Consider the following 11,239-nt stretch of genomic DNA (forward strand, 5'->3'; position numbering starts at 1 on the left):
CGGGGAGTCTCTCCTACTTCACATGATCCCAGGAACCGGGTGGCCCGAACGGCCCGTACGAGGGCTTCAGCTGCACGTCGTCGCCCTTTCCGACAACGACCAGCCCCTGGTTCAAGAGGCTGTCGGAGTCAGGGTTCCAGTACCCGCCGTGCCCATGGGTGTTCGTCTCCATCTGATTGGCACCGAAGCCCGGGTCGCTCGGGATGATGGTGCCGTCTCCCCCGAGGAAGGAGCGGCCCAGTTCCGGAACCGGATCCGAACCGCCCTCCTCGTTCCACACGTGCCCCTTGTGGACGTCCAGCTCGTCGGCGCCGGACACCAGGACACCGGGGCTGCCCGCGAAGACGACGTCGTCGGCGTTGAGGGTCCCCTTCTGGGCCGCGGCACCGATCAGAGTCGATCCGTAGGAATGGCCGATCACAGTTCGGTGCGGTGGTGCATCACCCGTGTGTGACGCCTCGAGTCCGTCCAGGAACTTGTTGAACGCCGGCGCACCGTTGTAGGCGTAGCTGTCGTGCCGCGCGTCCTTGACGACCTCGTCCGGCGCGTCGTAGCCCAGCCAGGTGATCGTGGAGACAGACTGTCCGCCGGACTTGGCGTGGGCCACCTCCCACAGGTTGACCATCCGGTTGATGTTGCCCTCGATGCTGTTCAGGTCGGACGTCGTACCGGGTACATAGACTGCCTGGTGGTCCGCGGTGTCGGGGTTGCCGTTGGCGACGATCGCGCGGCCGTCTTCATCGGCGCTGAATCCCAGCAGGTAGGCCTCGGGAAGCCCCCGCTCACCGGTTCTGTCGAAGCGCTCCTGGATCTTGTTGATGCCGTGGAGCGAATTGGTGAGGTGCTCGTAGCGCTCGCCGTACTTCTTGTGCCATTCCATCCACTCGTCGGTGTGCACCTTCGACGCCCAGCCGCCCCCGCCGTGGATGTAGGTCCACTCGTTCGCGGGCGGCTTCGGTATGGAGTTGAGTTCCAGTTGGTAGCGAGCCCGGGTCTCGTCCAGGACGATGCGGTTGGCCTCGTCGCGGACGGCGGACGGGATGCCGTCGAGCTTGCCGACGCTGTCGGGACGCAGCGAGACCCAGGCCGCGCGCTGCTCCTCGCTCAGATCCTTCCACCAGGCCGCGTTGTCCTTCGGGCTGCCGTCCTTGGGCGGCTGCGGCAACGAGTCGAGGTACTTCTTGCCGGCGTCGCTCACGCCGTCCTGGTCGGACTTTACGTCCGCCCAGTCCCGGTCCGAGACCTTCAGGTCGTCGTCCGCCTTCAGCGCGCGCAGCTTCGGGGCCCACTTGGCGTCCGCCTCGGCGGCCTCCTTCAGCGCGTCGCCGATCCGGTTCGCGAATCCGATGGCCTTGCCGAAGTTCGGGTTCGGGTGCTGGTGGATGGCCTGCTGCTCGATCGCGTTGGCCGTCGCGTCGGTCGAGCTGGTGGAGGCGGACACGGTGCCGCCCTCGGGGACCTTGCCGTCGACCTCCTTGCCGCCGGCCGGGAACGACACCGAACCGTCGGCGCCGACCGTGCACCCGGCCGCCTCGGCGTCCTGCACGGCCGCCTCCAGCTTCCTCTTGGCCGCCGCCATGTCGGAGGCGAAACCGTTCAGCGCGGTGCTGACCAGCCCACACTCGGTCTGGGTGTAGTGGAAGTTCTTCGACAGTTCCGCCAGCTCCGCCAGAGCGGCGTTCGCCGCCGCGCCCTCGAGCTTGTTGCGGATGCCCGCAGAGACCTTGTTGTCGATCGTGTCCTTGGCCGAGCCGGCCATCCCACTCACGGCCCGGTACCCGTCCGCCGCCTCCTCGTACTCGGACGGCTGGAAAGCCTTTAAGGTCGCAAGATCCATAACCTCCGGTCACCGGCCCTTCGCCTGGCCGCCGACCGCCTCGGTGTCCTTGTACCCGGCGCTGATCTTGTCCAGCTCCGACTTCACCTCCGTGTCGGACACAGCGAGGTCGAGGCCCGTCCGCTCAAGGAGTCCCCCCAGCGCGGCGCACCGGCCGTTCACCTTGCCGACGTACTGCTTCCAGGAGTCGTACAGCTCCTGCTGGGCCGCTGCCGACTGGCATCCGGCGGTGTCGCCCAGCCCCGCCTGCCCGTCGTCCAGCTTCCCCAGCGCCTTGCCGATGTCGTCCTGCAGGCCCGAGACGTCCGCACCAGCCGTCGCCCAGGCCTTCTTGTCGGACTTCAGGCGCTCGTAACCCACCCCCATGGGGTCGGCGTGGTTCAGCTGCATCCCCGTGGAGCCGCGGGCCGCGGCATCCGCCTTCAGTCGCTCCCACTCGTCCCACGCCATGCGTGATGTTCTCCCCGTTTGCCCGTCTCCCCGATTTCGGCGGCCCTCCGCCGTCTCATGCGGGTCGTGTGCACAACGTGAAGAGGGCTGCCGAGATGTTGTGAAGGAGGCTACCGAGATGTGACGACAGGGCGCCTGAGTATCCGTACTCATACCTCCGGCTAGGCCAGGCTCACCGCCGCCAGCCGGTGGACGTCGCGGGCCGTTCCGGTGACTCCGGACAGGAAGCCCTGGGCGCGTGGGGAGGCGGTGTCCGTGAGCCAGGCCGGGTCGATGTCGCACACCGCCACGCGCACCCCCGTGCCGGCCAGGGCCAGCGGGAGGGTGTGGACGACCGTGGAGGGGAAGCTGAGGATCGTCCGGCCGACGGGTCCGCGCCGGGCGATCAGCTCCAGCGGGAGTTCCGGGCGGACTATCTCCAGTCCCGTCTCGGCGGCCAGCCGGCGCAGCTTGTCGGGGTGCTCGCGGCGGTGGGCGAAGTAACGGGTGGCGCCGTGCGCCTTGGCCAGGGCGCGGACGGCCTCCAGATAGCGCTCGCCGTCCACCACCCCGGTCTCCACCAGCGAGGTGCCGACCATGTCGGCGCCGGCGGTGACGGTGGGCGGGCCGAAGCGGGCGCGGGTCCAGGCGAAGCCGTTGGCGGTGACGGTGACGCCGTCCGGGATCTCGGACACCGGCATGGAGGAGAACACCTCGACGCGCCGCCGGGCGTTCGGGGTGAGGCGGCGCCGGGCGGAGGAGGAGACCGGCGCGAAGAGCAGGTCGCGGGCGCCGGGCCGGCCGCCCTTGCGGTGCCAGCGGACCAGGCGTTCGCCGCGGGCCAGCTGGGCGACGAACTCCATGGTCGCGGTGCCGTCGTCGACCACGACCAGGTCCTTGGCCCGGGTGATCGTCAGCAGCAGTTGTACGTAGCGGGAGAACGGGTCTCCCATGACGATGCGGTCGGCCCGGCGCAGCACGCCCGCCAGTCCGCCGATGGTCTGGAAGGGCGCGGAGGCGCCGCCGCGTGCCTCCTCCCAGCGCACCCGGTGCCCGTCCTCCCGGGCCAGGTCGGCCATGCGGCGCAGCTGGCCCCGGGTCATGGGGTCGGTCGGGGCCAGCACGACGACGGTGAGGTCCGCTCCGGCCGCCGGCGCCCGGTCCCCCGGCGCCCGCCTGCCCAGCGCCCGCCGGACCGCGGCCCGCCGGGACTGCGGGGGCACGGCGCCGAGCGCGGCGGGCGCGGGCGGGGCCGGCTCGGGCAGGGCCGGCTCGGGCAGGGCCGGTACGGGGACGGCGGCCTGCCCCGGCAGCAAGGCGGTAGCCGGATCGCTGCCGCCCGGGCGAGCGGCCGCGGCCGGATCCGCACCGCCGGTTCCCGCTCCCTGCGCTCCCTGCGCGCCTTCCGCGTCCGGTGCTCCCGGCGCTTCCTGCGCACCGGCCGCTATCCGGCCCGCGTGCAGGTGGGCCCATTCCAGGACGTTCAGCAGCTGCACCGGGCTCTCCACGAAGGCGAGCGTGCGGGCGGGGGGGCCGGACTGACCGGCGCGGGGGCTCATCGGCGTACGACCGTCCCGTCGTCAGTGACCTGGATTCACACCGTGACCGGCTCGCCGGCCGCCGCGGCGATCTCGGCGTCCGCGACGACACCGGAGACCCGGCGCAGCTTCTTCATCGGGCCCATTTCGGAGTCGTAGACCTTCTTGACGCCGTCGCCGAGGGAGGCCTCGATGGTGCGGATGTCGCGGACCAGGCGCTGCAGGCCCTGCGGCTCCACGGAGGCGGCCTGGTCGGAGCCCCACATGGCGCGGTCCAGGGTGATGTGGCGCTCGACGAAGGTCGCCCCGAGCGCGACCGCGGCGAGGGTGGTCTGCAGGCCGGTCTCGTGGCCGGAGTAGCCGATCGGGACGTTCGGGTACTCCTTCTCCAGCGTGTTGATCACGCGGAGGTTCAGCTCCTCGGCCTTGGCCGGGTAGGTGGAGGTGGCGTGGCAGAGCAGGATGTTGTCGCTGCCCAGGACCTCCACCGCGTGGCGGATCTGCTTCGGGGTGGACATGCCGGTGGAGAGGATGACCGTGCGGCCGGTGGCGCGCAGGGCGCGCAGCAGCTCGTCGTCGGTCAGGGAGGCGGACGCCACCTTGTGGGCGGGCAGGTCGAACTTCTCCAGGAAGGCGACGGCCTCGGTGTCCCACGGGGAGGCGAACCAGTCGATCCCCTTCTCCTTGCAGTAGGCGTCGATCTGCCGGTACTCGTCCTCGCCGAACTCCACCCGGTGGCGGTAGTCGATGTAGGTCATCCGGCCCCAGGGGGTGTCGCGCTCGATGTCCCACTGGTCGCGGGGGGTGCAGATCTCGGGGGTGCGCTTCTGGAACTTCACGGCGTCACAGCCGGCCTCGGCGGCCACGTCGATCAGCTTGAAGGCGTTCTCCAGCTCACCGTTGTGGTTGATGCCGATCTCGCCGCAGATGTAGACGGGCTTGCCGGGGCCGACCTCGCGCGTACCGAAGGTGCGCAGACGGGACTGGGTGCTCATCAGGGGGTGTCCTTACTTGGGGAGGGAATCGAGAGAGGGGCCGAGGATCCAGCTGGCGATCTCCCGGATCGCGCCGTCACCGCCGGGGACGGTGGTGACCGCGCGTGCGGCGCCGCGTACGACGTCATGAGCGCTCGCGACCGCCACGGGCCAGCCCACGAGGGCGAAGCAGGGCAGGTCGTTGACGTCGTTGCCGACGTAGAGCACGCGCTCCGGCGCGATGCCCTGCTCCTCGCACCACTGCTTCAGCGCGAGGTCTTTGCGGTCGACGCCGTGCAGCACGGGGATCTTCAGCTTGCGTGCGCGGGCGGCGACGACCGGGTTCTGTTCCGTGGACAGGATCAGCAGCTTCAGGCCGCTTCGGCGGAGGGCCGCGACGCCGAGGCCGTCGCCGCGGTGCACGGCGACGAACTCCCGTCCCTCGGAGTCGATCAGCACCCGGTCGTCGGTCTGGGTGCCGTCGAAGTCGAGGACGACCGCGTCCACGTCGGCGGCGGTCGGCAGCGCGCCGGGGCGGTCCGCGTCGAAGAGCGGCGCGAGGGCGCGGGCCCGGGCGAGGTCGTGCGGGTCGTCGATCTCCAGGACCCGGGCGGGGTCGGTGCGGACCAGTTCGGTGCGGCCGAAGAAGCGGTGGCCGTGCGTGCGGAAGCCGGCCGCGTCCATGGCGTAGGCGGCGCCGGTCTCCAGGAAGTCCTGGGGCCGGTCCTGGCGGCGCGGGCGGTAGGACTTGTCGTGGTTGACGCCCGTGCCGCCCTCGGCCTCGGTGTCGCCGTCGCGCCAGACGAAGCCGTGGAAGGGGGCGACGGTGACGGCGGTGTCGGCGCCGTGCTCGACGACCGCGGCGGCCACCCCGTCGATGTCCTCCCGCAGCAGGAAGGGGCTGGTGCACTGCACGAGCAGGACCGCGTCGACGGCCGCGCCGTGCAGGGCCTCGTGGGTGTCCATGGCGTGCCGGACCGCGGCCTCGGAGGTGGCGGTGTCCCCGGCGATCGCGGCGGGCCGCAGGACGACCTCGGCGCCGGCCTCCCGCGCGGCGGCGGCGATGGCCTGGTCGTCGGTGGACACGACGACGTCGGTCACCAGCCGGGCGGCCCGGCACTCGCGCACCGCGCGGGCCACCAGCGGGACCCCGCCGACGGGGGCGAGGTTCTTCGCGGGCACGCCCTTGGAGCCGCCGCGCGCGGGGATGACGGCGAGCACCCGGCGGACCGAGGCGCCCGGGTCCGCTTCCGAGTGGGACATGGGCTCTACTCCTTGCGATGAGGTCACAGCTCGCCCATCCGCCGGATCACGGGGGCGACCCGCTGGACGCCGTGCCGGTAGGCGCCGCGGGCGGCGCGGCGCACGATCTGCCGGACGGGGCCGGGCGACTTGTCGGCGGCGGGCGCGCCGGGCAGCGGGACGCCGTCGGGGCCGAGGTGGTGGCGGGCGAGGATGCCGGGCAGATAGCCGGGCGCGGTCTCGGTGGTGTAGTAGGGGGCGAGGGGCGGCAGTGCGCCGGGCCGGTCGAGCAGCTTGGCGATGCGTTCGCGGGCCGCGTCGAAGGCGGTGGCGTACGACCCGTCGGCGGCGACGCCCTGCCGGGCCACCCACTCCTCGTCCGGCACCGGCCGGTGTCCGGCGTCCAGTTGGTCCCAGGAGGCGAGGCAGCCGGAGCCGGTGAAGTGGTGGTTGCCGAGCACCTCGCGCACCCCGAGGTCGGTGAGGACGGCCGTGGGGATACGGCGGTGCAGGGCCTCCAGGGCGGCGGTGGAGCTGACCGTGACCAGCAGGTCGGTACGGTCGAGCACCTCGCCCATGTGGCCGTAGACCAGCCGGAGGTTGGCGGGCAGGTCCTTGCCCTGGGCCAGCTTCTGGTACGGCAGTTCCTCGATGTGGGTGGTGTGTTCGCCGGGCTTGGAGCGCAGCTTGAGCAGCACCTCGCGCTCGGGGTGGCGGCGGGCGTGGCCGATGAGGCGGTCGAGCAGGTAGGTGCGGTCGCGGCGGCTGTCGGGCACGGACGGCTGGGCGGCGAACACCACGGTGTACGGGTCGTGTTCCCCGGTGTACGGGGCCCCGCCGAGGAAGGGCAGCGCGACCTCGGTGACGGCGGAGGCGTCGGCGCCCACGCCCTCGTACACGGCCCGGAACCGGTCGGCGTCGTGGCGGGAGTTGGCGAGGACGAGGTCCGCGCCGTGCCGCAGCAGCAGTCCGTCGGTGAGCTTCTCGTAGACGACGCCGACGTAGCCGGTGACGACCACGGGCCGCTTCCCGGAGCCCCAGGCGGCGCGCAGCCCGTGCAGCATCGCCTGGACGCCGCCGCCGACCAGGGCGAGGACGAGGACGTCGGGCGGCGCCTCGCCCATCTCGCGCAGGAACTCGACGCCGGTGACCTCGCGCAGGGAGTCCGCGCGGACGCCGACTTCCTCCAACTGGCGGGCGGTCGGCGTGGCGCGTCCGCGCAGCAGGTAGCCGTCGAGCCGGACCTCGGCAGCGGCGGGAGTGAGCCGGCGCGCGGTGAGCGCGCCCCACTTCCACCGGGTGTCGGAGTCCGCCAGGACGGCGACCCGCAGGGACTTCGTAGCACTTGCTGGCACGTCCAAGACGCTAGGAAGCGTGGGAGAGGAACCGCCCAACCGGAATACAACAAACGGTTAACAGCACATCGCCGAAAGGCGAACCGGCGCGCGACCGGGTGAAAAAACAGGGTGGTTCACCGCATTGCCACGCGCAGTTCACCGGAAATCAAGCAGTCGTCCAGAATGCGGGCCGGGCGTGCCTCTACCGTCGTTCGCGTGGTGAAGCTCTCGGTCATCGTGCCCTTCTACAACGTCCAGCACTACGCGCCAGACACGCTGAAGAGCCTGCGTGCGAACGCACGTGAGGATTTCGAATTCATTCTCGTCGACGACTGTTCGCGCGACGAGACGCCGGAGATCCTCGCGCGCGCGGAGCGCGAACTGCCCGGCGCGGTCCTGGTCAGACACGAGCAGAACGGAGGGCTGGCCACCGCCCGCAACACCGGCATCGACCGGGCCCGCGGGGAGTACCTGACGTTCCTCGACGGCGACGACTGGCTCGCCCCCGGCTACTACCCCCAACTGGTCGCTGCAATGGACGAGTTGGGGTGCGACTTCATCCGCACCGACCACGTCCAGTGCACCGGCCGGTCCCGGGCCATCCACCGGGTGCCGCAGGGCCGCCGCGGTGTGGTGCTGAACCCGCGGGAGGCGATCCTGCCCGCCGACCGCTCCACCTCCGTCGACTACGCGTACGCCTGGGCGGGCGTCTACCACCGCCGGCTGGTCGACCGGGGCCTGCTGCACTTCACCCACGGGCTGCGCACGGCCGAGGACCGGCCGTGGATCTGGAAACTGCACCGCGAGGCGGAATCCTTCGCCGCGCTCGGCCTGCTCGGCGTGTACTACCGGCGCGGTGTCGCCTCGTCGCTCACCCAGATCGGTGACGTCCGGCAATTGGATTTCATTCGCGCGTTCGACCAGGTGATCGAGGAAACGGCGCGTGACCCCGAGGCCGATAAGCTGCTGCCGAAGGCCGTGCGCACCTATTGCGCCATCATGGCCCATCACCTCGGATCGATCGAGAGGTTCGAACCCGCCGTGGCCCGACAATTGCGTTCGCTGAGCGCAGCCGCGCTGAAGAGACTTCCGCAGGACGTGCTGGCGCAGGTCATGGACTCGATGGACGCGCAGCGCGCGGGCCGGCTGCGGCGGCTGCGGCGCCGGCCCACGGCCGCCCGGACGGTGACCGTCTGATGCCCCGGACCACCCACATCTTCTGCGCCTCCACGCTGTACGGCGCGGCGACCCTGGCCGCCGCCCTCGACGCCGGACTGTTCGGGCCGGCCGACCGCCGGCTGCTGCTGGTCACCAACAACGCGGCCAATCCCGAGACCACGCCGTCCGTGGACCGGATGCCGGGCTTCACCCGCATCGCCGAGCGCTTCGACGGGGTGCTCTCCTGGAACGAGACCATCGCGCCGCTGCACCCCAGCGGCTGGGGGCCGCGCGCCAATGACATCCCCATGTGGGAGCGGTACGTACGGCTGCTGTGGGAGCTGGGCGACGACCAGGTCCGGCTCACCGTGGAGTCGGTGCAGGTCAACCCGGCTCTCGCGCTGTGCCAGCTGTTCACCGGTGCCCCCGTCGACGTCTACGCCGACGGCCTCATAAGCTATGGCCCCACGCGCGACAAGATCGACCCGTTGGTCGGTACGCGCATCGAGCGCCTGCTCCATCTGGACCTGGTCCCCGGGCTGACCCCGCTGCTGCTCACCGAGTTCGGGGTGCGCCCGGAGCTGGTGCCCACCGAGGCCTTCCTGAAGGTGCTGGGGCAACTCGCCGAGGACGACACGGAGTTGCCCGGTACCGGCGAACCACGGCCCGCCCTGCTCCTAGGCCAGTACCTCTCGGCGCTGGACATCCTGACCGCCGCCGAGGAGGAGGAGCTGCACCTGAGGATGGTGCGCGGCGCGGTCGCGCTCGGCCACCGCAGGCTGGTCTTCAAGCCGCACCCGGTGGCGCCCGCCCGCTGGTCCCGGATGCTCCAGCAGGAGGCGGACCGGCTCGGCGCCGAACTGACCCTGCTGGACGTGCCGGTGCTGGCGGAGGTGGCCTTCCAGCGGCTGCGTCCGGCGCTGGTCGCCGGCTGCTTCTCCACCGCGCTGTTCACGGCGGCCACGTTCTACGGCCTGCCCGTCGCCCGGGTCGGCACGGACACCGTCCTGGCCCGGCTCACGCCCTACCAGAACAGCAACCGGGTCCCGGTCACCCTCGCCGACGCGCTGCTGCCCGACCTCGGCGACGCCGGTGCCGTGACCGGCTGGCGCCCGCCCTCGCGGGAGCGGGTGGAGGAACTGGCCGCGCTGCTCGGGGCGGTGGGCTTCGCCATGCAGCCCAAGATCTACCCGGGGCTGCGGGGTGCCGCCGAGAGCTACCTCGCCCGGCACCTGGACGCGGACACCTGGCGCTACTTCAAGCGCCGCCGGCTGACCGCGCTGGCCCTGCCGGGTGCGGTGCCCGCGCAGCTGGCGTTCATCCCGCGCAACGCGACCGTGCGCAGGCTCGCCCGCCGGGCCCGCGCGCTCACCCCGCGCCCCAGACGCTGAGCCGAACCCCCGCCCCCACTGAGGGCGGGAGGCTTCCGTCCCCGCGTCACCGTCCCGTGCGTTACGTCATCCCGGGGACAGGTGTGCGGCAGGCGGGAGGGACCACGCGTACCCGGGTAGACGTCCGGCGCCCCCGTACCCGCGCGGTACGAGGTCCCGCCCGTCCCCCACGCGGAGGGTCCCGCGATGCACGCGTCCGACCTCGCCCTGTCCGCCGGCCCGAAGGATTCCGCTCCCGCCGCCCCATCGCAGCGGCCCGCCTCCCGGCTGCGGGCGCTGGACGGTCTGCGGCTGCTGGCCGCGCTGATGGTCTGCCTCTACCACTTCGCCGGGCGGGGCGGTCCGGTGGCCGGCGCGTGGCAGGAGTCCCCCGGCCGGCTCTTCCCCACGCTCTCCCGGGCCGCCGTCTACGGCTGTCTGGGCGTGCAGTTCTTCTTCGTCATCAGCGGCTTCGTGATCTGCATGAGCAGCTGGGGACGGACGCCCGGCCAGTTCTTCCGCTCCCGGGTCGCCCGGCTGTACCCGGCGTACTGGGCCGCGCTGCTGCTGGTCACCGGGGCCTGTCTGCTGCTGCCGGATGTCGTGCGGCCGGCGCGCCCGGACGAGTTCCTGGTCAACCTGACGATGCTGCAACAGCCGCTGGGCGTGCCCCGGGTGCTGGGCGTGTGCTGGACGCTGTGGGCCGAGGCGCGCTTCTACGTGCTGTTCGCCCTGTGCGTGGTCCGGCGCGGGGTCACCTACCGCCGGGTGGTGCTGTTCTGCGGCCTGTGGACGCTGGCCGGCGTGCTGGCCCGGGTCGCCCGTGAGCCCCTCCTGGACGAACTGGTGATGCCCGAGCACGCCCCCTTCTTCATCGGCGGTCTCGCGCTGTACCTGGTCCACCGCCACGGCGGCGACCCGCTGCTGTGGGGGATCGTCGCGGTCTCCTGGCTGCTCGGCCAGCACTCCTGCGTGACGGGCCTGTGGCACCCCGGCGCCCAAGGCGGCGACTTCCACCGGGACCCGTACGTCGTCCAGGCGGTCGTCACGCTCGCCTTCGCGGCCGTGGCGGTGGTGGCGCTGGGCCGGCCGCGGTGGGCGGACCGGCGCTGGCTGACGGTGGCGGGGGCGCTGACGTACCCCTTCTACTTGATCCACGAGCACCTGGGCTGGTTCGTCATCCGGGTGGTGCGCCGGGACGTGGGGCTCGGGCCGTGGCCGACGCTCGGTGTGACGGTGGCCGGGCTGCTGGGACTGGCCTGGCTGCTGCACCGGTTCGTGGAACGCCCGCTGGGCCCGTGGCTGAAGCGGGCGCTCCCCGCACCGTCGGCCGGGGCCCTCGCGGACGTTCCCT

General features: G+C 72.0%; 8 protein-coding genes and 1 pseudogene. 3 read left to right on the top strand and 6 right to left on the bottom strand.

Annotated features, from left to right (window positions below; genetic code table 11):
• Positions 1-13 precede the first annotated feature (13 nt).
• The 6 genes from IH25_RS0100160 to IH25_RS0100185 all read right to left on the bottom strand — a co-directional run bounded on the left by IH25_RS0100160 (position 14) and on the right by IH25_RS0100185 (position 7,375).
• Positions 14-1,837 (bottom strand): alpha/beta hydrolase, encoded by a 1,824-nt coding sequence (locus tag IH25_RS0100160; protein WP_030600735.1) that lies wholly within the window; start codon positions 1,835-1,837, stop codon positions 14-16.
• 9 nt (positions 1,838-1,846) lie between these two features.
• Positions 1,847-2,287: a hypothetical protein gene (locus IH25_RS0100165; RefSeq protein ID WP_030600737.1), complete on the bottom strand. Its 441-nt coding sequence runs from the start codon at positions 2,285-2,287 to the stop codon at positions 1,847-1,849.
• Between the two features lie 161 nt (positions 2,288-2,448).
• Positions 2,449-3,825 carry a hypothetical protein gene (locus IH25_RS0100170; protein WP_030600740.1) on the bottom strand — a complete coding sequence of 459 codons (1,377 nt, stop codon included), beginning with the start codon at positions 3,823-3,825 and terminating at the stop codon, positions 2,449-2,451.
• A gap of 35 nt (positions 3,826-3,860) precedes the next feature.
• The gene (locus tag IH25_RS0100175; RefSeq protein ID WP_030600743.1) at positions 3,861-4,799 is read right to left on the bottom strand and encodes an N-acetylneuraminate synthase family protein; all 939 of its coding nucleotides are present in this window, start codon (positions 4,797-4,799) and stop codon (positions 3,861-3,863) included.
• Between the two features lie 12 nt (positions 4,800-4,811).
• Entirely contained in the window at positions 4,812-6,041 is a 1,230-nt protein-coding gene (locus IH25_RS0100180) for an N-acylneuraminate cytidylyltransferase (RefSeq protein WP_030600746.1), read from the bottom strand.
• A 23-nt stretch (positions 6,042-6,064) separates the two neighbouring features.
• The gene (locus IH25_RS0100185) at positions 6,065-7,375 is read right to left on the bottom strand and encodes a DUF6716 putative glycosyltransferase (protein ID WP_030600755.1); all 1,311 of its coding nucleotides are present in this window, start codon (positions 7,373-7,375) and stop codon (positions 6,065-6,067) included.
• A 198-nt stretch (positions 7,376-7,573) separates the two neighbouring features.
• On the opposite strand from IH25_RS0100185, the gene IH25_RS0100190 reads away from it, so the two are divergent.
• From IH25_RS0100190 to IH25_RS0100200, 3 genes and pseudogenes are all read left to right on the top strand, one after another.
• Complete coding sequence (locus IH25_RS0100190; protein ID WP_030600758.1) at positions 7,574-8,554, top strand: glycosyltransferase family 2 protein; 981 nt, start codon at positions 7,574-7,576, stop codon at positions 8,552-8,554.
• Positions 8,554-9,906 carry a polysialyltransferase family glycosyltransferase gene (locus IH25_RS0100195; RefSeq protein ID WP_030600760.1) on the top strand — a complete coding sequence of 451 codons (1,353 nt, stop codon included), beginning with the start codon at positions 8,554-8,556 and terminating at the stop codon, positions 9,904-9,906. The genes IH25_RS0100190 and IH25_RS0100195 overlap by 1 nt, the downstream gene beginning before the upstream one ends.
• A gap of 186 nt (positions 9,907-10,092) precedes the next feature.
• Positions 10,093-11,214, top strand: a pseudogene (locus IH25_RS0100200) (acyltransferase family protein); the annotation flags it as partial.
• Positions 11,215-11,239: the final 25 nt, after the last annotated feature.

Origin of the sequence: Streptomyces achromogenes subsp. achromogenes, assembly GCF_000720835.1 — a bacterium.
Lineage (GTDB): Bacteria > Actinomycetota > Actinomycetes > Streptomycetales > Streptomycetaceae > Streptomyces > Streptomyces achromogenes.